Origin of the sequence: Actinophytocola sp. NPDC049390, from assembly GCF_044466355.1 — a bacterium.
In the GTDB taxonomy this organism is placed as follows: domain Bacteria; phylum Actinomycetota; class Actinomycetes; order Mycobacteriales; family Pseudonocardiaceae; genus Actinophytocola.
Window position 1 is genome coordinate 20,170 of the sequence record NZ_JBITMQ010000023.1, and the last position, 20,375, is coordinate 40,544.

Annotated in this window: 23 protein-coding genes and 1 pseudogene; 13 read left to right on the forward strand and 11 right to left on the reverse strand. The window is 71.8% G+C overall.

Translation table 11 applies throughout. The features are described from left to right. Positions 1–258: 258 nt before the first annotated feature. Complete coding sequence (locus tag ACIBVP_RS41975) at positions 259–1,038, reverse strand: pentapeptide repeat-containing protein (protein ID WP_396112193.1); 780 nt, start codon at positions 1,036–1,038, stop codon at positions 259–261. A gap of 22 nt (positions 1,039–1,060) precedes the next feature. Here ACIBVP_RS41975 and ACIBVP_RS41980 point away from each other — a divergent pair, with 22 nt between their 5' ends. Beyond that, positions 1,061–2,050: a serine hydrolase gene (locus ACIBVP_RS41980; RefSeq protein ID WP_396112194.1), complete on the forward strand. Its 990-nt coding sequence runs from the start codon at positions 1,061–1,063 to the stop codon at positions 2,048–2,050. A gap of 49 nt (positions 2,051–2,099) precedes the next feature. On the opposite strand, the gene ACIBVP_RS41985 is transcribed toward ACIBVP_RS41980, so the two are convergent. Beyond that, entirely contained in the window at positions 2,100–2,876 is a 777-nt protein-coding gene (locus ACIBVP_RS41985) for an SGNH/GDSL hydrolase family protein (protein WP_396112195.1), read from the reverse strand. Positions 2,877–2,971: 95 nt separating this feature from the next. Here ACIBVP_RS41985 and ACIBVP_RS41990 point away from each other — a divergent pair. After that, positions 2,972–4,000 (forward strand): annotated as a pseudogene (locus ACIBVP_RS41990) (glycerophosphodiester phosphodiesterase family protein); the annotation flags it as partial. Between the two features lie 15 nt (positions 4,001–4,015). Then, the gene (locus ACIBVP_RS41995; protein WP_396112290.1) at positions 4,016–4,987 is read left to right on the forward strand and encodes a glycerophosphodiester phosphodiesterase family protein; all 972 of its coding nucleotides are present in this window, start codon (positions 4,016–4,018) and stop codon (positions 4,985–4,987) included. Here ACIBVP_RS41995 and ACIBVP_RS42000 read toward each other — a convergent pair. From ACIBVP_RS42000 to ACIBVP_RS42015, 4 genes are all read right to left on the reverse strand, one after another. Further along, the gene (locus ACIBVP_RS42000) at positions 4,965–5,507 is read right to left on the reverse strand and encodes an HdeD family acid-resistance protein (RefSeq protein ID WP_396112196.1); all 543 of its coding nucleotides are present in this window, start codon (positions 5,505–5,507) and stop codon (positions 4,965–4,967) included. The two genes, ACIBVP_RS41995 and ACIBVP_RS42000, sit on opposite strands and share 23 nt — an antisense overlap. An 83-nt stretch (positions 5,508–5,590) precedes the next feature. Continuing rightward, complete coding sequence (locus ACIBVP_RS42005) at positions 5,591–6,310, reverse strand: DinB family protein (RefSeq protein WP_396112197.1); 720 nt, start codon at positions 6,308–6,310, stop codon at positions 5,591–5,593. Between the two features lie 63 nt (positions 6,311–6,373). Further along, entirely contained in the window at positions 6,374–7,018 is a 645-nt protein-coding gene (locus tag ACIBVP_RS42010; protein WP_396112199.1) for a response regulator, read from the reverse strand. After that, on the reverse strand, positions 7,015–8,133 hold the full coding sequence (locus tag ACIBVP_RS42015) for a sensor histidine kinase (protein WP_396112201.1): 1,119 nt from the start codon (positions 8,131–8,133) through the stop codon (positions 7,015–7,017). The genes ACIBVP_RS42010 and ACIBVP_RS42015 overlap by 4 nt, the downstream gene beginning before the upstream one ends. Positions 8,134–8,240: 107 nt before the next feature. Here ACIBVP_RS42015 and ACIBVP_RS42020 point away from each other — a divergent pair, with 107 nt between their 5' ends. Together ACIBVP_RS42020 and ACIBVP_RS42025 are read left to right on the forward strand one after the other, a co-directional pair. Next, positions 8,241–8,837, forward strand: coding sequence for a class I SAM-dependent methyltransferase (locus ACIBVP_RS42020; protein WP_396112202.1), 597 nt, complete (start codon positions 8,241–8,243; stop codon positions 8,835–8,837). Next, on the forward strand, positions 8,834–9,361 hold the full coding sequence (locus ACIBVP_RS42025; RefSeq protein WP_396112203.1) for a YceI family protein: 528 nt from the start codon (positions 8,834–8,836) through the stop codon (positions 9,359–9,361). The genes ACIBVP_RS42020 and ACIBVP_RS42025 overlap by 4 nt, the downstream gene beginning before the upstream one ends. Here the strand turns inward: ACIBVP_RS42025 and ACIBVP_RS42030 are convergent. Continuing rightward, the gene (locus ACIBVP_RS42030; RefSeq protein ID WP_396112204.1) at positions 9,343–9,711 is read right to left on the reverse strand and encodes a RidA family protein; all 369 of its coding nucleotides are present in this window, start codon (positions 9,709–9,711) and stop codon (positions 9,343–9,345) included. The genes ACIBVP_RS42025 and ACIBVP_RS42030 overlap by 19 nt on opposite strands. A 111-nt stretch (positions 9,712–9,822) precedes the next feature. On the opposite strand from ACIBVP_RS42030, the gene ACIBVP_RS42035 reads away from it, so the two are divergent. The 5 genes from ACIBVP_RS42035 (at position 9,823) to ACIBVP_RS42055 (ending at position 13,802) form a co-directional block, all read left to right on the forward strand. Continuing rightward, the gene (locus ACIBVP_RS42035; protein ID WP_396112205.1) at positions 9,823–10,872 is read left to right on the forward strand and encodes an aldo/keto reductase; all 1,050 of its coding nucleotides are present in this window, start codon (positions 9,823–9,825) and stop codon (positions 10,870–10,872) included. A 177-nt stretch (positions 10,873–11,049) separates the two neighbouring features. Further along, positions 11,050–11,457, forward strand: coding sequence for a YciI family protein (locus ACIBVP_RS42040; protein ID WP_396112291.1), 408 nt, complete (start codon positions 11,050–11,052; stop codon positions 11,455–11,457). Beyond that, on the forward strand, positions 11,454–12,686 hold the full coding sequence (locus ACIBVP_RS42045) for an RNA polymerase sigma factor (protein WP_396112206.1): 1,233 nt from the start codon (positions 11,454–11,456) through the stop codon (positions 12,684–12,686). Before ACIBVP_RS42040 ends, ACIBVP_RS42045 begins: the two co-directional genes overlap by 4 nt. 118 nt (positions 12,687–12,804) lie before the next feature. Then, positions 12,805–13,191 (forward strand): VOC family protein, encoded by a 387-nt coding sequence (locus tag ACIBVP_RS42050; RefSeq protein WP_396112207.1) that lies wholly within the window; start codon positions 12,805–12,807, stop codon positions 13,189–13,191. Beyond that, positions 13,188–13,802 (forward strand): TetR/AcrR family transcriptional regulator, encoded by a 615-nt coding sequence (locus ACIBVP_RS42055; protein ID WP_396112208.1) that lies wholly within the window; start codon positions 13,188–13,190, stop codon positions 13,800–13,802. Before ACIBVP_RS42050 ends, ACIBVP_RS42055 begins: the two co-directional genes overlap by 4 nt. On the opposite strand, the gene ACIBVP_RS42060 is transcribed toward ACIBVP_RS42055, so the two are convergent. Next, entirely contained in the window at positions 13,765–14,331 is a 567-nt protein-coding gene (locus ACIBVP_RS42060; protein WP_396112209.1) for a TIGR03086 family metal-binding protein, read from the reverse strand. The two genes, ACIBVP_RS42055 and ACIBVP_RS42060, sit on opposite strands and share 38 nt — an antisense overlap. A gap of 65 nt (positions 14,332–14,396) precedes the next feature. On the opposite strand from ACIBVP_RS42060, the gene ACIBVP_RS42065 reads away from it, so the two are divergent. Together ACIBVP_RS42065 and ACIBVP_RS42070 are read left to right on the forward strand one after the other, a co-directional pair. After that, entirely contained in the window at positions 14,397–15,140 is a 744-nt protein-coding gene (locus ACIBVP_RS42065) for a DUF6597 domain-containing transcriptional factor (RefSeq protein ID WP_396112210.1), read from the forward strand. 55 nt (positions 15,141–15,195) lie between these two features. Continuing rightward, the gene (locus ACIBVP_RS42070; protein WP_396112211.1) at positions 15,196–15,915 is read left to right on the forward strand and encodes a copper homeostasis protein CutC; all 720 of its coding nucleotides are present in this window, start codon (positions 15,196–15,198) and stop codon (positions 15,913–15,915) included. Between the two features lie 189 nt (positions 15,916–16,104). Here ACIBVP_RS42070 and surE read toward each other — a convergent pair whose 3' ends face one another. Beyond that, a complete protein-coding gene (gene surE / locus ACIBVP_RS42075) occupies positions 16,105–16,857 on the reverse strand; it encodes a 5'/3'-nucleotidase SurE (protein WP_396112212.1) in 753 nt (250 codons plus the stop codon). Between the two features lie 9 nt (positions 16,858–16,866). Then, the gene (locus ACIBVP_RS42080; protein ID WP_396112213.1) at positions 16,867–17,796 is read right to left on the reverse strand and encodes a PfkB family carbohydrate kinase; all 930 of its coding nucleotides are present in this window, start codon (positions 17,794–17,796) and stop codon (positions 16,867–16,869) included. A gap of 76 nt (positions 17,797–17,872) precedes the next feature. Here ACIBVP_RS42080 and ACIBVP_RS42085 point away from each other — a divergent pair, with 76 nt between their 5' ends. Continuing rightward, positions 17,873–18,520: an enoyl-CoA hydratase-related protein gene (locus ACIBVP_RS42085; RefSeq protein ID WP_396112214.1), complete on the forward strand. Its 648-nt coding sequence runs from the start codon at positions 17,873–17,875 to the stop codon at positions 18,518–18,520. 2 nt (positions 18,521–18,522) lie between these two features. Here ACIBVP_RS42085 and ACIBVP_RS42090 read toward each other — a convergent pair whose 3' ends face one another. After that, positions 18,523–20,136 (reverse strand): ABC-F family ATP-binding cassette domain-containing protein, encoded by a 1,614-nt coding sequence (locus ACIBVP_RS42090; protein WP_396112215.1) that lies wholly within the window; start codon positions 20,134–20,136, stop codon positions 18,523–18,525. Positions 20,137–20,375: the final 239 nt, after the last annotated feature.

Sequence of the window (20,375 nt, forward strand, 5' to 3'; positions counted from 1 at the left end):
CGGTGAGCGCTCGGTGGCGGATTGGGGAACTCCCAAGGTGATCGGTTTGCGGGTTCCCTCCGGGGGGCCTCGCCGGACGGGCAAGTCTCGGGGCGTTGGACCGTCGCCGGGCCTCTGAGCTGCGAAAACGCCGTCCCCAGTGCGTGACCAACCCCCACCCCATCCCGGGGGCCACCCGCCATGCCAGTCTACCGGTTGGGGCCGACAGGATCTGGGCGCGGCCGGGGAACTGTGGACAACTCGGTGGGCTGTGGACAACTACCAGTGCGTCGGGCGGGTGAGGCCGACCGGGAGGTGCGTGGTCCTGTCGCCCCGGGCGGCGTTCAGCTGGAACTGGGTGAGGAACAGCGCGTCGGTCAGGTCGGCGCCGCGGACGTTCGCGTCGCGCAGGTCCGCGCCCAGGAGGTCCGCCTCGCGCAGGTCCGCGCCGGACAGGTCGGCGCCGATCAGGTACGTGCCCCGCAGGTTGGCGGCGCGCAGCGCGGCCTTGCGCAGCTTGGCGCCGATCAGGTCGGCGCCGCGGTGGTCCTTCTTGCCGCGGATGCCCGCGCGGAGGCTTTCGCTGGTGCGCGCCAGCAGCGGGCGGACGCGGTGGCGGAGCGCGTCGATGTCCGTGTCCAGCAGCGTCTTCGGGGTCGCCCGGGTGAGGTTCTCGACGTCCTTCAGCGCGGTGGACACGTCGTCGGCCGGGGCCTTCGTGGACGCTTCCGTGAGGTACCACAGGATTTCGTGCAGCTGGCGCATGACCGCGAACACGTCGAACATCTCCGTCGCGGTCTCGGGCGCGTCCCGCCACGAGACGCCGCGGTAGGTGACCTGGGCCACCTGCTGGCCCGCGCCAAGGCAGTCGAACACCGTGCAGCCCGGGAAACCTTGCGGCCGCAGGTTTTCGTGGATGCCGCAGCGGAAGTCGGCCAGCAGGTTCCGACACGCCGTGCCTGCGGGCTTGTCGATCGCGAAGTCGCTGGACTTCGCGAACGCCGGTGCGACACAACACAAGCCGAAGCAGCTGCCGCAGTCGGCCCGTAACGAGGACATGCTCCCACGGTAGCGTGTGCGCGTGAAACTGAACCGCAGGTCCGCTTTGAGCCTCGGCACTGTCGCGACAGCCACCGCCGTTCTGGGGTCCACCACCACATCCGCCGCCGCCGACACCACCGGTGATCCGGTCCGGCGTGTCTCCCGCGTCTACGCGAGCGCGGTCGAGGAGGCAGGCGGTACGTGGTCGTCGCTGGTCTCCGTCGGCGGGAGGACCGCCGTCGAGACCGGTGCCGACACCGTCGTCGAGGCCTACTCCGTCAACAAGATCGCCGTCGCCACCGCGGTGCTCGACAAGATCGACCGCGGGCTGCTGACGCTCGACCAGCACGTCGACGTCACCGCCGACATCGTCATCCAGGACACCGACGGCATCTTCGCCCTCGACCGCGCCTACCCGAGCTCGATCACGCTGGGCCACGCGATGGCCAACCTGCTCACCGTCTCCGACAACACGGCCGTGCGGCTCTGCGGCCTGGTGTGCCCGGCGCTCGAGCTGAACGAGATCCTGCGCGGCAAGGGTTTCGTGCACACACAGGTGGTGCCGGTGTCGAACCCGAACCGCTTCTTCCTCGGGCAGACCACGCCGCGCGAGACGCACACGCTGCTGTCGAAGCTGGTCGCCGGTGAGCTGCTGTCGCCGACGTCCACCGACTACCTGCTGAACGTGCTGCGCTCGACGTCCGCGTTCACCGACGGCATCCGGCTGCGCCTGACCACGCCGGAACGCCTGCGCGTCGCGACGAAGGCGGGCTGGTTCAACGCGGGCCGCAACGAGGCCGGGGTCGTGTTCACGGCCGACGGCGCACCCGGCGCCGTCTACTCGCTGTTCGCGGCGGGCCCGTTCACCGGCGACGCCGCGGTCAACGACGCCGACTTCGGCGCCACCCACCCGGCGCTGAAGGCCCGCCAGAAGCTGGGCCGCGCGCTGTTCGACGCGGTGGAAACCACCACCCCGGCGGCGAAGCGCGTCCAGTCCACGCCGGACTACCGCCCGTCCAACGGCGGCTGACCTGCCCCGAAAGACGCTTTCGGGGCACTCAACGTCCCGAAGGCGTCTTTCAGGGCACGGGGGTGACCCGGGCCGGGGCCGGGCGTTTGGCCACGAAGCCGTCGCCTGGCTGGCGGCCGATCAGCTTGTTGCGGACCGTGCCGTGGACGGCCGGGTAGACGTGGTGGCGCAGCCACGTCCAGTGGCGGGCCGCCGTGCGCCACAACGGGTCCCTTTCCGCGGGCGGGAGCGGCGTGAGCCACGCCGGGTCCGGGGGCAGGTCCAGTGTGGTCAGCACGTGGGCCGCGACGCGGTGGTGACCGAGCGGGCCAAGGTGCAGCCGGTCGTCGCCGTAGAGGCGTTCGTCGTCGCAGAACTCGTCGTCGCGGACGTCGACCAGGAGCGTGCCGTACTTCGCGGCCGTCTCGGTGATCAGGTCGTTCAGCTGGCCGACCCGGGGACGGATCCTGCGCAGGCCCGGCAGCCGTGCGATGTCGGGCAACGTGAACAGCACCACCGCCTCGGCGACCTCCGCCACGGTCGCCACGATCTCGTCCAGCGAACGCGCCATCGTCTGCCGGCGGCCCTGCAGCACGTCGTTGCCACCGCCGAACAGCGTGACCAGGTCCGGACGCTGCGCGACCGCGAGCGGCACCTGCTCGGCGAGGATCTGGTCCAGCCGCCTGCCGCGCACCGCGAGGTTCGCGTACTCCAGTGACGGCGACGTCCGCGCCAGCTCGCCCGCCACCAGGTCGGTCCAGCCCCGGTAGCCACTGCCGTCCGGGTACGGGTCGTCCAGACCCTCCGCGCACGAGTCACCGATGGCCACGTATCTGCGGTAGTGCATCCGTCCAAGGTAACCCCTGCGATACACGAGCTGTTCACCTCCAATCAAGCTCACGCACCCCGGCCCGGCGAAACCCGCAACAACCATGTGCGCCCATGAGAAGGCAACTGATCGGCTTGCTCGCCGGTGCGCTGCTGGTGAGCGGTACCGCTGTCGCCACCGCGGATCGCGGGCACGGCAGGGAGTTCGACATCCAGGCCCACCGCGGTGGGCTCGGGCTCCGCTCCGAGAACACGCTCAGCTCGTTCGGCAACGCGCTCCGCCTCGGCGTCACCACGCTGGAGCTGGACATCCAGATCACCGAGGACGGGCAGGCTGTCGTCACCCACGACCGGCGCGTCGCGGGCAACAAGTGCCTCGACACCGCGCCCGCCACCCCGGGCGACCCCGAGTTCCCGTACGTCGGCAAGTACGTCCGCAACCTCACGCTCGCCCAGGTCCGCACGCTCGACTGCGGCACGCGCAAGCTCGCCGACCGGCCGGAGCAGGAGGTCACGCCCGGCTCCCGGATGCCGCTGCTGCGCGAGGTGTTCGACCTCGTCAAGCGGTACGGCGCCGACGACGTGACGCTGAACGTCGAGACGAAGGTCGAGGCGGGCGCACCGCACGAGACCGCGCCACGCGAGCAGTTCGTGCAGGTCGCCGCGAAGGAGATCCGTGACGCCGGTTTCCTGCGCCAGGTGACGATCCAGAGCTTCGACTGGGGCGCGCTGATGCGGATGCGCCAGGTCGAGCCGCGCCTGCCGCTGGTGGCGCTCACCAACTACGACTTCCTGCAGACCGGGCAGCCCGGCGCGTCGCCGTGGCTCGGCGGCATCGACATCGACGACTTCGGCGGCGACCCGATCCGCGCCATCGCGACGTTCGGCGCCACCACGTTCTCGCCGGTGCACGGGTTCCCGCAGGGCGGCTCGGTCGCCGACCCGGGCTACCGGCCCTACGTGACGGCCGAGATGGTGCGGCACGCGCACCGCAACGGGATCAAGGTCGTGCCGTGGACGGTCAACGACTTCCCGACGCTGCGCAAGCTCGTCGCCGACGGCGTGGACGGCATCATCACCGACTACCCGGACCGGCTGCGGCAGGTCGCGGCGGAGAACCACTTCCGGCTGCCGAAGAAGTACGCGTCGCCGTTCGACATCCAGGCGCACCGCGGCGGCCGTGCGGTCCTGCCGGAGAACACCCTCGCCGCGTTCCGCAACGCGCTGTCCATGCCGGACGTGTCCACTCTGGAGCTGGACACGGGCGTCACGCAGGACGGGGTGCTGGTGGTCAGCCACGACCGCGCGGTCAACGGCTCGCACTGCGTCGACACCGCGCCGGCCACGCCCGGTGACCCGGAGTTCCCGTACGTCGGCAAGCTGGTCCACGACCTGACGCTGAAGCAGCTGCGCACCGTCGACTGCGGTTCGAAGACGCTGCCGGAGCTGCCGGACCAGCAGCCGGTGCCGGGGGAGAGGATCCCGACGCTGCAGGAGGTGCTGGACCTCGCCAAGTCCCGCAACGACATCCGGCTGAACGTCGAGACGAAGATCAGCCCGCTGGTGGCCGACACCGCGGACTACCGGACGTTCACGCGCAAGCTCGTGCGTGCGCTGGACCGGTGGACCGACCGCGCGACGATCCAGTCGTTCGACTGGCGGACGATCCGGTACGCGCGGCAGCTGAACCCGCGCATCGAGACGGTGGCGCTGGTGTGGCAGTACGGGCCGGAGGAGTGCCGGACGCTCGCCGACGAGTGCTCGCTGCGGGCGTCGTACGGCGACCCGTCGGTGAAGAGCCCGTGGACCGGTGGCCTGGACTGGTGGCGTCACCAGGACCTGGGGAAGCTCGTGCGTGCCGCGGATGCGTCGACGGTGTCGTCGAACTGGCAGGTGCACGACCCGGCGCAGGTCCCGTTCGCCTCGGCCGACTGGTACCTGCGCACGGACCCGACGTACTACCACGGTCCGTCGGTGGCCGATCTGCAGCGCCGCGGCCTGAAGGTGGTGCCGTACACGGTGAACGACGAGGCGACGATGGAGCGCGTCATCGCGCTCGGGGTCGATGGGCTGATCTCCGACGACCCCGGACTGCTGGTGAAGGTGGCTAAGCGGGCCGGTCTGCGCTAGCCAGGGTCCGGAGGCGGAACCCGAGCACGACCAGGATCAGCCCCCACACGACGGCGAAGGTGGCGATCGCGATCACCAGCGCGATCGCCCCTGCCGCCGGCTGCACGATCAACAGCAGGCCGAGCACGAGCGCGACGATGCCCGACAGGGCGAGGAACCACTCGTCGCGGATGACCTTCCGCAGCCGGATCGCCGCCGCGATCTGCATGACCCCGGCGACGATCGCCCACACCGCGATGACCACGAGCAGCGCGATGACGGTGATCCGCGGCCACACCAGCGCGATCACCCCGGCGGCGACGCCGAGCACGCCGAGCGTGATCAGGTACGCCCGGTCGGTCCCCTGCCCGACGCCCATCACGATCGACGTGATCCCGTCGAGCAGCGTGTAGATGCCGAACAACAGCGCGAGCGCCAGCACCGTGATCCCCGGCCACGCGATGGCGAGAATCCCGAACAGGACGGCGACCACCCCGCGCAGCACGACGAGGTGCCACCGGCGCGAAAGAAGTTCCAGCACACCAGAATCGTCGGACGGTGGCCGCGTTCCGGCAACGCGGTAGGTCGAGATTCCGCCGACCGGGTGCCCCAGGCCAGCGAGCCCTACTCGGCGTCCTGTGCCTCGATCAGGTCGAGGTCGCGGACGCAGAAGCGGTGGTGCTCGAAGGTCTCGTTGAGCACCGTGCCGAGGCACTGCCGCACCGAGCGGCCCCGGGCGTAGGGCGGCCAGACGTCGTCGTCGGGCACCGGCGCTCGCGCCGCGAGCTGCTCGGCGGTGACCTCGTCGAGCCAGGCCGCGAGCTCGGCGGCCTGTGCGGCACGCACGCCCACGATCTCGTCGAGGGCGGGATCGAGTGAGAGGTCGAGCCCGTGTGCTTCACGGTAGGGCTCGACGGCCGGCCCGATGCCCATCGGCGTGAACAGCTCCGTCGAGCCCAGGCAGCAGCGGCGGAACCACGAGTCGTGGACGAAGACCAGGTGGCGCATCGTCTGCGCCGCCGACCACTCGTCGTTCACACCGCGGTGCTCGATGCCGGGCGTCCGGCGGATCCGCTCGACCGTGGCGGCCCAGGCGGCGTGGAGCTGACGTGACGCTTCGCGCAGGTCGGCGGGGTCCTCCGAGCGGAGCAGCACCCGCACCGGATGACGCCGGTCGAGCTCCGCCTCGACGTATTCGGTGACCTCGACACCGTTCACCACGAGGTTGGTGACGAGCCCGTCGATCACGGCATCCCGCATGACGACGCCGATCAGGCGTGCCCCGGTCAGATCGCACTCGCGGAACTCCGCGCCGTTCAGATCCTCGTCTACGTACCGCGTCATGCTCCGCATACTAGGTCCGGGCACCGACACATCCGGCGGTCCCGGGACAGGCCGGCCGGCGGTTCACACCAGGCCCGCGTCGTGGACCAGCAGCGCGATCTGGGTCCGGTTGCCCACGCCGAGTTTCGTCAGCACACGGGTGATGTGGGCCTTCACCGTGGCGACGCTGACGTGTAGTTCCGCGGCTATGTCGGCGTTCGTCCTGCCCTGGCCCACCGCCACCGCCACGTCGTGTTCGCGGGCCGACAGGGTGGCCAGCGCCGCGCGGGCCCGTGCGTAGGAGCCCGCCTCCGTCGCAGCCCTGTCCATCAGGCGGCGGGTGATCGCCGGGGACAGCATGGGTTCGCCCGCCGCCACCCGGTGCACCGCCGTCGCGATGTCCGCCGGGGGCGCGTCCTTCAGCAGGAAGCCGCTCGCGCCCGCGCGCAGGGCGCGCAGCACGTTCTCGTCCGAGTCGAACGTGGTCAGGACGATGACCTCGGGCGGGTTGTTCCGCGCCCGCACCTTCGCGGTGGCCGCGATGCCGTTCACGCGGGGCATGCGGACGTCCATCAGCACCACGTCGGTCGGGTGTGCGTCCAGCACCGCCTGCACCTGGTCACCGTCGCCCGCCTCACCCACCACGCGCAGGCCGTCCGCGCCGTCGAGCATCATCGTCAGACCGGAGCGGACCAGCGCGTCGTCGTCGACGATCACCACGCGGATCATGCCGGCCACGGTAGCGACGCCGACACCTGGAACTCCGTCGCGGTGGCGCGGTGGTCAAGGCGACCGCCCGCCAGGCGGACGCGTTCGGTCAGGCCCACCAGGCCGGTGCCCGCGCCCGGGATCGACGACCGGGTGCCCAGCGGGTTCGACACGTCGATCTCCAGCGTGGTGCCCGGCGTGCCGTCCAGCGTGATCCGCACCGGCTGGCCGGGGGCGTGTTTGCGTGCGTTCGTCAGTGCTTCCTGCACCACCCGGTACGCGGTGCGGCCCGTCGTGCCCGGGACCTCCGCCAGGCCGATCTCGCCGGTCAGCTCCACCTGCGCACCGGTCGACCTCGACTCCGCGACCAGCGACGGCAGGTCCGCCAGTGCCGGTACCGGACGGGCCAGGTCGTCCGGTTCGTCGCGCAGCAGGGCGATCACGTCACGCAGTTCGTTCAGCGCCTGGTGCACGGTCACCCTGATCACGCCGGCCGCCTGCGACAGGCGTTCCGCGGGCTGGTCCGGGCGGTACTCCAGCGCACCCGCGTACGTCGCCAGCAGCGACAGCCGGTGCGCCAGCACGTCGTGCATCTCCCGGGCGATCGTCGCGCGCTCGGCTGCCCGGGCCTCCGCGATCCGCCTGCCCTGCTCGGCTTCCGCGCGTTCGGCGCGTTCCCGCAGTGCGGTGATCACCGCGGCCCGCGCCGCGGCCCACTGACCCCAGCCGACCAGGCCCGCGTGCACGACGGCCATCAGCGTCAGCCACCAGCCGTACGACAGGCCGCTGGTCGGGTGCCAGATGCCACGCACCGCGTGGGCGGCGACCCCGGCGACCGCCACGGCCACCGCCACCTTCAACGGACGGGTCCGCGCGATGTGCAGTGTCGCGATGTTGGCCACCGGGGTGCCCGTGGCGGCGACCGCCGCCAGCGCCGTCAACGCCAGCGCGACCGGCATCGGCCTGCCGAACAGCAGCGGGAACAGCGCCAGCCCGACGACTCCGGCCACGATCTCCAGCGTCGTCGAGGCAGGCGAGTTCCTGGCCTGGGCGTCGCCGTACACGATCGCCGCCATGAACACGGCGACCATCGCGATGATCAGCCACAGCCTGCGGCCGCACGGGCGGTCGTACACGCCCCGAGCGTACGAGCCGAACGGTGCGCCGACCATCGACCAAAGTCGAGTTCAGGTTCACCGACCGGTCGATGTGCGACGGCGTCACCGCACGCGACGCTACCGGCATGACCACGACAGTCCCGCGAACCTCGCTCTGGCCGGCGCTCGTCGGCGCGGTGCGCGGCACCGTGCTCGAGCTGGGCCCCGGCGACGGCGCCACCCTGCGGTACTACCACCCGGACGTGCGACTGGTCGCCGTCGAACCCGACGCCACCGCACGGGCCCGCGTCCGCGCCGCGGCGGACCGGCTCGGCCTGCGCGCCCGAGTGGTCGACGGCCGTGCCGAGGAGCTGGCCCTGCCCGACGGCAGCGTCGACGCGGTCGTCTGCTCGTTCGTGCTGTGCTCGGTCGCCGACCAGGCCGCCGTGCTCGCCGAGGTGCACCGCGTGCTGCGGCCAGGCGGACGGTTCCTGTTCGCCGAGCACGTCGCCGCCCCGGCAGGCACGTGGGTGCGGCGCGGCCAGAACCTCGTCGCCGCGCTCACCGCACCCTTCGGCGCACGCTGCCGGCCCAACCGGGAGACCGGCCTCGCCATCGGCCGTGCCGGGTTCGACGTCGTCGACCTGCACCGCTTCGACCTGCCCGGCCCGCTCGGCGCCGGGATACCCCACCTCGCCGGTGCCGGACAGCGCCGGTGCGACCTGGAAGGACACCTGCCATGACCAGCACCGAGACCGTGACCGTCCCGACCGCGGGCACGTACCGCATCGAGCCGGGCGAGTCGACGATCTCGTTCGCGACCCGCCACCTGTTCGGGCTCGCGCCGGTGCGCGGCACGTTCGCGCTACGGGACGGCGTCGTCCATGTCGCGTCCCCCGCCGACCTGTCGACCGTGCGCGCCACGATCGACGCGGGCAGCGTCGACACCGGCGTCGCCGCACGCGACAACACCGTGCGTTCGCGGCAGTACCTCGACGTCGCGCGGCACCCCGACATCACGTTCACGGCGAACGGCGTCGCCCGCGACGGCGGGTGGGCGCTGCGCGGCGAACTGACCGTGCGCGACCGCGCCGAACCGCTCGACGTGCGGATCGACGAGGTCCGGGTGCTCGACGACCGCCTGCGGGTGCGCGCGAGCGCCGAGGTGGACCGCTACGTGTGGGGAGTGACCGCGATGAAGGGCATGACCGGCAGACGGCTGCGCTTCGCGCTGTCGCTGTCCGCGACTCAGGTCTCTATCGCATAGGCCTCGATCTCCACCTTCATGCGCGGGTCGATCAGCGCGCTGACCTCGACGAGGGTGGCCACGGGGCGCACGTCACCGAACATCTCGGAGTGCGCCCTGGCCACTTCCAACCTGTCGCCGATGTCGGTCACGTACGTCACGGTCCGCACCACCGCCGCCGGGCCGCTGCCCGCCTCCTTCAGCGCCGCCTCGATGATCGACAGCGCCTCCTTCGCCTGCGTGTAGGTGTCCGTGCCGTCGAGGGCGCGGGCACAGGTCCCGGCCACGTGGACGTGGTCGCCGACTCGGACGGCACGGCTGTAGCCGTACACGTCCTCGAAGTCGCCGCCGGAGGAGTGGTTCTCGCGCATGGCGGGAACGGTAACGGCGACCACCGACAATTTCGGGAACAACGCTTGACCTGGAGTTCGCTCCAGCTCGTACCGTCCCCCGGACGTCAAGCACCACGAAGGGGGACAACGTTGCGCTACCGCGTACTCGGCGGCACCGGCATCGAGGTGAGCGTCCACTGCCTCGGCGCCATGATGTTCGGCTCGGTCGGCAACTCCGACCACGACGACGCCGTCCGCGTCATCCACGCCGCGCTCGACGCGGGCATCAACTTCGTCGACACCGCCGACATGTACTCCATGGGCGAGTCGGAGGAGATCGTCGGCAAGGCGCTCAAGGGCCGCCGCGACGACGTCGTGCTCGCCACCAAGGTCCACTTCCCGATGGGGGACGGGCCGAACAAGGGCGGCAACTCGCGCCGCTGGATCGTCCACGAGGTGGAGCAGAGCCTGCGGCGCCTGGACACGGACTGGATCGACCTGTACCAGATCCACCGCCCCGACCACACGACGGACATCGAGGAGACCCTGTCCGCGCTGACGGACCTGGTGCGGGCGGGCAAGATCCGCGCGTTCGGCAGCTCGACGTTCCCGGCGTCGGACCTGGTCGAGGCCTACCACGTCGCGGAACGCCGTGGCCTGCACCGGTTCCGCACCGAGCAGCCGCCGTACTCGTTGCTGGCACGGGGAATCGAGACGACCGTATTGCCAACCGCCGCGCGGCTCGGCATGGGAGTGCTCACGTGGAGCCCGCTCGCGTCCGGTTTCCTGTCCGGCGGGATCCGCCGCGGCCAGGACGTCGACCTGACCAGGGGGCGGGCGGCGATCACCCCGTTCCGGTTCGACCCGTCGCTGCCGGAGAACACGGCCAAGTTCGACGCGCTGGAGCAGCTGATCGAGGTCGCCGACGGGCTCGGGTGCACGCTGCCCGAACTCGCCGTGGCGTTCGCGGCCGCCCACCCGGCGGTCACGTCGGTGATCATCGGTCCGCGCACGATGGCGCACCTGGAGGCCACGCTGAAGGGCGCGGGCCTGGAGCTGGACGACGCCACGCTGGACCGCGTCGACGAGATCGTGCCGCCCGGCACCGACCTCTACCGCGCGGACGGGGCGTGGCGTCCGCCGGTGCTGACCGACCCGCGGTCGCGCAGGCGCCCGGCAGGGGAGCGCGCCGCGGCGTGACGCGGGTGGACAGCGTGGTGGGGGACTGACCACGATCTCCGCACGTGGTGCTCGACATCTCGACACCTCATGACGTGACACAGGTCACATAATGGGGTGTCGAGGTGTGTCGAGGCGGCCTCGACGTCCCGGGCGAACGAACACCTTCACCGCGATGGGAGCGGAACCGTGAAGTACATGATCCTCCACTACGCCTCGCAGGCCGACTACGACGCGATGGCGGGCAAGGACACCCCGGAAGGCCGCGCGTGGACCCCGGACGAGGTCGCGGCACTCGGCGAGTTCATGGGCAAGTGGACGAACGAGCTGGTCGAGTCCGGCGAGTACGTCGCCGGTCACGGTCTCGCCGCACCCGTGCTGACCCGGCGCGTCACCGCGACGGACGGGGAGACCGTCGTGACGGACGGGCCGTACGCCGAGACCGCCGAGGTGATCGTCGGCCTCACGATCGTCGACTGCGCGAGCTACGACCGGGCCACGGAGATCGCCGCCAAGCTCGCGGCCACCCCCGCGCCCGAGCACGTCCAGGCCCGCGGCTACGTCGACATCCGGCCGCTCATCGACGGCCTGGCGGACATCGCGTGACGGCCACCGCGGTCGAGGGCCTGCTGCGCGAGCTGGCGCCGCAGGTCCTCGGCGCGGTCGTCCGCCGGTACGGCCACTTCGACACCGCGGAGGACGCGGTGCAGGAGGCGCTGATCGCCGCGGCGGCAGGCTGGCCGGAGACCGGGGTGCCGGACAACCCGAAGGCGTGGCTGATCACGGTCGCGTCCCGGCGGCTCACGGACCTCCTGCGCAACGAGCAGGCCAGGCAACGCCGCGAGAACACGTGGACGATGCCGGTTGTCGCCCCTGTGGAAGACGCCGACGACACGCTCATCCTGCTGTTCATGTGCTGCCACCCCGCGCTGCCGAGGACACACCAGATCGCGCTCACCCTGCGGTCGGTCGCCGGTCTCACCACGATCGAGATCGCGCGCGCGTTCCTGGTGCCCGAGCCGACGATGGCGCAGCGCATCTCGCGTGCCAAGCAGCGGGTGAAGGCGAGCGGCGTGCCGTTCCGCATGCCCGCCGACCGTGCGGAACGGCTCGAGGCCGTGCTGCGGGTGCTGTACCTGATCTTCACGGAGGGCTACGCGAGCACCGCGGGCCCGTCGGCCTACCGCGCCGAGCTGTCCCGGGAAGCCATACGACTGACCCGGATCGTCCACCGCCTGATGCCCCGCGACGGGGAGGTGGCGGGTCTGCTCGCGCTGATGCTGCTGACCGACGCCCGCCGTGACGCCCGCGTCGGTCCCGACGGCATGCTGGTCCCGCTCGCCGAACAGGACCGTTCGCGGTGGCACCGGGACTTCGTCGACGAGGGCGTCGCCATGGTGACCGCCGCGATGTCGGCGGGTCCGTCCGGGCCGTACCAGCTACAGGCGGCGATCGCGGCGCTCCATGACGAGGCCGGAACGGCCGAGGAGACGGACTGGCCGCAGATCGAGGCCCTGTACGGGGTGCTGGCCGAGATGACCGGCAGCCCGATGACCGCGCTCAACCACGCGGTCGCGGTCGGCATGGTCCGCGGCCCGGCGCCCGCGCTGGCCATGGTCGACGACCTGGCCGGCGACAAGCGGCTGGCCGACCACCACCGGCTCTTTGCGGTACGGGCGTATTTGCTGGAGCTGTCCGGTGACATCGAGGGCGCGGTGGTCGCGTACCGGGAGGCCGCGCACCGCACCCGGTCGCTGCAGGAGCAGCGCTACCTGGCGGCGAAGGCGTCGGCACTCGCGCACGGCACCCGTGTGGAGCGTGCCGACCAGGCATAGCCACCGGGCCGCCGACGCGGTCCGCGACCCCAAGAACGTCTGGATCGCGGGCTGGGCAGAACTGTCCTCGGTTGTTATGATCCGATCCGGTTCGGATCGTAATTACCGGAGGACAATCATGCGTGTTGTGGAGCTCGACCACCTGGTGCTGAACGTGGCGGACGTGGAGCGGTCGCTCGACTTCTACACCGGTCCGCTCGGCCTGGCGCCGGTGCGCGTCGACGAGTGGCGGGCCGGCGAAGTGCCGTTCCCGTCGGTGCGGATCAGCGACCGGACGATCATCGACCTGATGAGCAAGCCGCGAGGGGAGTCGAACGTGGACCACATCTGCCTCGTGGTGGAGCCGCTCGACTGGCAGGAAGTGATCGACTCCGGCGTGTTCACCGTGCTGGAGGGCCCGGTCGGCCGCTGGGGCGCGCGGGGCGCGGCGACGTCGGTGTACGTCGCCGACCCGGACGGCAACACCGTCGAGCTGCGCTGGTACCCGCAGGACGTGACCGCGTGAGCCCGGGCCGGCCACGCGACACCGCGATCGACGCCGCGGTGCTCGACGCGACGGTCGCCGTCCTCGCCGAACGCGGCTGGTCCGGGTTCGCGCTGGAGACGGTCGCCGCCCGCGCGGGCACCACCAAGGCCGCGATCCGGCGCCGCTGGCCGGTCCGGCAGCGCCTCGTCATCGACGCGCTCGCGACGCTGCTGGTCAGCCCGCCCGCCCCGGACAACGGCTGCACCCGCTGCGACCTCATCCAGAGCGTCGACCTGCTCACCGAGATGCTCAACGACCGCCTGCCGGCGGGCGTGCTGGCCCCGCTGGTCGCGGAGTGCGCGGACCCGGAGCTGCGCGGGCACCTGGTGGACACGCTGGTCGCGCCCACCAGGGCGGCGGCCGCGGTCGCCGTGCGCAGGGCCGTGAGCCGGGGTGAGCTGCGCGACGACGTCGACCCGGACATGGTCGTCGACCTGCTCGCGGCCACCGTCTACCAGCGGGCGCTGTTCGGCGACGCCCCGCAGCACGCGCGCACGCTGGTGGACCTGCTGCTGCGGGGCGTCGCCGTCGACTTCGACCGGCTGGTGTGGATCAGCAAGCAGCCGAGGGAGCTGCGGCACCGGCACTGACCCAGGCCGGGTCACGACCCGTCAGGCCCAGGATGCGGTCGAACAGCGGCGCGTCGGCGGGCACGGGTACCTCCGGTCCGTAGAGCCCCATCTCCCGGCCCTGCTCGGCACCCGCCGCGATCCCGTCGTACAGGTACGCGACCAGGTCGTCGGGCAGGTCGAGGGGGTGCCCGGTGGCACGCGCGAGGTCCCACGCGTGCACGGCCACCTCGCCGACGAGCATGTCGCCGACGACCCGTGCGGGCCCCATGCTCGTCTCGCCCTCCCACGCCGACGCGGGCGTCCACGCCTCGACCGTCCGGGACAGCTGCGCGAGCAGCGCGCCCCGCCAGTCGGTGACGTCCACATCGGACGGTGGCACGTTCTCCTTGCGCGCGGCGCCTTCCAGCGACGGACCCCAGTACAGCAGGTGGTGCACCAGCTCCCGGACGTCGAACTCCGTGCACGGCGTGGGGTTCGTGAGCTGGTCGGGTTCGATGGCACGGACGACGTCGGCGAGGGCGTCGGCCGCGGTGGACATGTGTGTCATGGCGGCGACGCTAGGCCGGTGGCAGGTCAGCGGTATTGAAACAACGCGACATAGACTCGGCACCCGTGCGAAGGGATGTCCGCGAGGTCGGCGGCGCGTGGACGAGGTACCAGCGGCACGCCTACCCGGAGCCGTCCGAGGCGCTGGCGCCGTGGGTTGCCCGGTACTGGGTCGTGGACTGGGACTACGAGGAGCCGTACCGGCAGAAGATCGTCCCGTACCCGAACGTGCACCTGTCGTTCGGCGGGGGCCGCGCGGACGTGAACGGCGTGGTCAGCGGCTACCAGATCAAGATCCTGGAGGGCAGCGGCCACGTGTTCGGCGTCGCGTTCCGGGCCGGCTGCTTCCGCCCGTGGCTCGGCGCGCCGGTCTCGACGATCAGCGACCGGGTCGTGCCCGCGACCGAGGTGTTCGGCCCGGACGTGCCGACGGCGCCGGACGTGTCCGAGGTGGAGCGCTTCCTGCTCGCCCACCTGCCCGAGGACGACCCGAAGGCCTTCGCCGCGGCCGACGCGGTGGCCGCGATCGCGGACCGCCCCGAGGTGACCAGGGTCGAGACGCTCGCCGACCTGCTCGGGACGAGCGTGCGCGGTGTGCAGCGGCTGTTCGCCGAATACGTCGGTATCGGCCCCAAGTGGGTGATCCGCCGGTACCGCCTGCACGAGGTGACCGAGCGGATGGCGGCGGGCGGCGAGATCGACTGGGCCGCGTTCGCCGCCGACCTCGGCTACGCGGACCAGGGCCACTTCATCCGCGACTTCAGGAGCATGTTCGGCGAGCCACCCACCTGGTACGCGCAGCGCTACTGAGCACGGAGCGGTGCGCCGGTTCAAGCGCACGGACCGCACGCCTGATACTGGTGGCGTGCGGGTGGAGATCAGTGTGGAGTCGGTGGCGGGTGCGCGGGTCGCGGCAGCGGCGGGAGCGGCTCGGGTGGAGCTGTGCGCAGGCCTGTCGGACGGGGGCCTCACCCCGAGCGCGGCGCTGATCGAGGCCGCGTCGGCGCTGATCGAGGTGCACGTCCTGGTGCGGCCCCGGCCCGGCGACTTCCACTACACGCGCGACGAGCTGGACCTGATCGTCCGGGACATCGCGGTCGCGCGGGCACACGGCGCGACCGGTGTGGTCGTGGGCGCGTTGACCGAGGACGGCCGCGTGGACGACGCGTGCGCCGCGTTCGTGGCGGCGGCCGAGGGCATGCAGACCACGTTCCACCGGGCCATCGACGTCAGCGCCGACTCCCGGGAGGCGCTCGAACGCCTGGCGTCACTGGGTTTCACGCGGGTGCTGACGTCCGGCCGCCGCCGCTCCGCCCTCGACGGCGCACCCTTGGTCAAGGACCTCGTCGCGCGGGCGGGGGACCGGATCGAGGTGATGGCGTGCGGCGGCGTCCGGGCCGCGAACGCCGCGCGGGTCGTCGCGGAGACCGGGGTGCGGGACCTGCACGCGGCGCCCCGCCGCCCGGTCACCGGCATGCCAGGCGGCGACGTCTCGTACGCGGGCGTCGGCGTGCCCGCGGGTCACGACCACTTCGAGACCGATCCGGACGAGGTGACCGCGCTCTGCGCCGTTCGCCCCGAGTAGGCGGTCAACCGCTCGACAGTGGACAGTCACGGAGCGTATCGGCCGTACCTGGGCCGGGTGGTTGACACAATGGTGTGCGGTTTCTTGTGAACGCCGCCCGTGGTGGTTAACGTCCGAAATCGGGCCGGTCGTCCCCAGGTCGAAACTCCTTCCAGTTTCGCCGGCTACGACGGCCGGCCCCCGCGCTGGTCAGGGCAGCGTGCCACCCATCAGGGCCTCGTCCTCGTGTACGGAGCGCAACGGCGTCACGGTCACGTGGCCCTCCGCCAGCAACGCGGCGTCCGTGCCCGGCTCCAGCTCACCGTCGACCTCGATGTGGCCGACCTCGATCGCGCCCTCGTCGAGCTGCGTCACCTTCTGCTGCACCCGTCCGTAGGTCGCGAGCCGGGCCCACCGCGCCGGTTTCACGTCCGGCACGTCCGGCACGTTCACGTTGAGCACGGCACCCTCCGGCAGCTCGGCCGCGACCGGCAGGAACTGCCTCGCGATCCGCTTCGCCCGGTCCCAGTGCGGTGACAGCTCGAGGTCGAGCGGCAGGTCCAGCGACACCGCGACCGCACGCGCGCCGTTGACGGCACCGGTCAGCGCGGCGCCGACCGTGCCGGAGTGGAGCACCGCGCGCCCGACGTTGCCGCCCCGGTTGATCCCCGACAGGACGAGGTCCGGCCGCTCGCCGAACCCGTCGTGGCACGCGGCGAGCACGATCAGCCCGGGGTGGGCGGCCACCGCGTACGCCTCGATGGCCGGGAGCCCGGGGAGCGTCCTGCGTTCGACCGCGACCTGGCGCTCGTCGGTGGCCGCCGTCAGGCCCGCGCTCGTGCCGCTCGACTCGGTGGCGGGTGCGGCCACCACCGTGTCCCAGCCGAGGTCGTGCGCGCACTCCGCGAGTGCCAGCAGGCCGGGGGACTCGATGCCGTCGTCGTTCGTCACCAGCACACGCATGGTTTTCGGCTACCCAGCCCGCGTGATTTCTACCCGTTCCGCCAGCGCCCGCACCGCGTCGCCGCTGCCGCTGCCCAGCCCGTGCCGCGTGATGTTGAGCGCGCCCGCGGCCGCTCCCAGCCGCAGCGCCGCCTCGACGTCCTCACCCTGGGCGAACGCCGCCGCGATACCGGCGGTCATCGAGTCCCCGCCGCCTCGGGTGTCCACCGGCGCCAGCGACGGCCCCTTCACCAGCAGCGCCTCGTCCCCGCGCACCGCCAGGGTGGGGTCCGCCGCCCGGGACACGACCACCAGGTCGACCCCGTCGCCGACGATCGCCCGCGCCGCCTTGGTCAGCGCGGGCACGCTGTCGTCGTCGGCGCGGCCGTCGTCCAGCAGCTCCTCGTGGCTGACCTTCACCACGGTCGGCACGCCGGCGAGCGCGGCCGACAGCCGCTCGCCCGCCAGGTCGACCACCACCCGGCAGCCGTTGCCGACGAGGTCGGCGGTCAGCCGTTCGTAGGTCGAGACGGGCACGACCTCCTCGGTCGACTCGTCGACCGACCCGCTCAGCACGGCGACGCCCGAGGTCAACCCCGCGATGACGGCCAGCTCGTAGAGGTCGTCCAGCTCGTGCCGGGTCAACGGATCCGGCAGCTGCTCGACGACCTGGTCCCGGTCGCCGTCGCGGCGGTCGTGCACGTAGGCGCCGTTGCGTGCCGCGACGTCCCGCGCGCGGACCTCGATGTCGTGCTCGGCGAGCAGGTGCCGCAACACCTGGCCGGTCTCCCCGCCCAGCGCGCAGCACAGGGTGACCGGCGCGCCGAGCGCGACGATCATCCGTGCTTGCCAGAACCCCTGCCCGCCCGCGTGCAGGTGCACGTCCGGGTTCCCGTCGAGATCCTCGACGGTCACGGTCAGCTGCGGCGACGGCGCGAACACACTCACCCGATCAGTCACGAACGGGGGCATACCCGCAGAAGACAGGTTCTAGTCGGCACTGGCCCCCTAAGTTACTCGCCAGTATTGTGACAGCATGCCAACGCTCAAGCGGGACGACGACGTCTGGGTGCTCGACCTGGGAGACGGGGAGAACCGCTTCCACCCGGACTGGCTGACGGCGGTGAACACCGCGCTGGACGAGGTCGAGCAGAACCCGGCGCCGCTGGTCACCACGGCGAGCAGCAAGATCTACTCGAACGGCCTGGACCTGGACTGGCTGGGTGGCCACGGCGACCAGTTGCAGAGCTACGTCGGGCAGGTTCACGGGCTCCTGGCCCGAGTGCTGGAGTTCCCGACCCCGACGGTCGCCGCCATCCCGGGCCACGCGTTCGCGGCGGGCGCGATGCTCGCCCTGGCCCACGACTTCCGCGTGATGCGTGCCGACCGGGGCTTCTTCTGCCTGCCGGAGGTCGACATCAACATCCCCTTCACGCCGGGGATGGCCGCGTTGATCCAGTGCAAGCTGATCCCGGCCACCGCGCACGAGGCGATGACGACCGGCCGCCGCTACGGCGGTACGGACGCGGCGTCCGCGGGCCTGGTGGACAAGGCCGTGCCGGAGGCGGACGTGCTGGCGGAGGCGCTGGACCGCGCCCGAGGGCTGACGGGGAAGACCCCGCAGACCCTGCGGGCGATCAAGGCGCAGATGTACGTCGGTCCGCTGGGCACCTTGCGGGAGTGACGCTAGACGCCCTCGGGTGGTCCGGCTTCGTGGAGAGTCCCGTTCGCGAGGCGCAACCACCGTGACACCCCGATGTCGGCGAGGAACCGGTCGTCGTGGCTTACCACCACGAACGCGCCCCGGTAGGCACCCAGCGCACCGGTCAACCGCTCCACGCTCACCAGGTCGAGGTTGTTCGTCGGCTCGTCCAGCAACAGCAGCCGCGGCGCCGGCTCGGCTCGCAACACGCACAACAACGTGGCCCGCAACCGTTCCCCGCCCGACAACGCGCCGACGGGCAGCCGCGCCCGCTCCTCCCGGAAGAGGAACCGCGCGAGCAGGTGCATGGTCTCCGTCTCGGAGAGCGACGGCGCGAACGAGCGCAGGTTCGCCAGCGTGCTGGCCGAGAGGTCGAGCAGGTCCAACCGCTGGGAGAGGTACGCCACGCGCCCGTCGCCCCGGTGCATGAGCCCGCCGTCCGGTTCGAGGTCACCACTCATCACCCGCAGCAGCGTCGATTTCCCGACGCCGTTACCGCCGGTCAGTGCCACCCGCTCCGGCCCGCGGACCGCGAGCGTCAACCCGTCGCCCGCGAACAGGTCGCGCACCCGGATCCGCTCGCCGTGGAACACGGTCCGCCCCGCGGGCACCTCGGTGTCGGGCAGCGACAACGCGATCGTGTCGTCCTCCCGCAACGCCAGGTCCGCCTCGTCGCGCCGTGCCCGCGCCTCCTCGACCCGCCGCGAGTGCACGTCGTCGGCCCGCCCCGCGGACTCCTGCGCCTTCCGCTTCAGCCCCCCGCGGATGATCCGCGGGATGTCGGTGTTGGTCCGCGCCCCGGTCGCGGCGCGCCGCGCGGCGCGTTCCCGCGCCTCCTGCATCTCCCGCTTCTCCCGCTTGAGATCGGCCTCGGCCGACCGCAGGTTCTTCTCCGCCACCTCGCGTGCGGCGCGCTTCGCGGCCTCGAACGCCGAGAAGTTGCCGCCGAACTGGCGCAGCTGCCCGGGTTCGAGCTCGGCGATCCGGTCCAGCCGGTCGAGCAGGGCGCGGTCGTGGCTCACCACCAGCAGGCTGCCCTTCCAGTCGCCGAGCACGTCGTACAGCCGGTGCCGGGCCGACCGGTCGAGGTTGTTGGTCGGCTCGTCGAGCAGCAACACGTCCGGCCCGCGCAACAGCTGCGCCGCCAGTCCGAGCGAGATCACCTGGCCACCGCTGAGCGTGCCGAGCCTCCGGTCGAGCGTGACGTCACCGAGCCCGAGCCGGTCGAGCTGCACCCGCGCGCGTTCCTCGACGTCCCAGTCGTTCCCGACGGTCGCGAAGTTCTCCTCGCTCGCGTCCCCGGCCTCGATCGCCGCGATCGCGCGCACCACGGGCGCGACCTCCAGCGCCTCGGCCACGGTCGGTTCACCGGTGAGCGGCAACGTCTGCGGCAGGTAGCCGAGCACACCGTCGACGGTCACCGAACCGCGGTCGGGCTCGTACACCCCGGCGATCAGCTTGAGCAGCGTGCTCTTGCCCGCACCGTTGGGTGCGACGAGCCCGGTGCGGCCCGCACCGACGGCGAAGGAGAGGTCGGTGAACACAGGGGTCCCGTCCGGCCAGGAAAAGGACAGGTTGGCGGCAACGATCTTGGACATGGGGAAGCTCTCATGGCGCAGCGGGCGTGGGTGAACCGCCCGAGGACGACAGGGCAGAAGACGGCATGACCGAAAGCGGCGTCACCACGAGACGGGTACCGCCGGTCAGGCTCCGGAGCTACCCGGAGATGTCGTCCTCGGCCACCATGGAAGAAAGCTCCTCACGATCAACTGCCATCGACGATAGCAGGAGCCCTCGCCTTGACATCGGCTCGAACATTTGTTCGACTACTGGACGG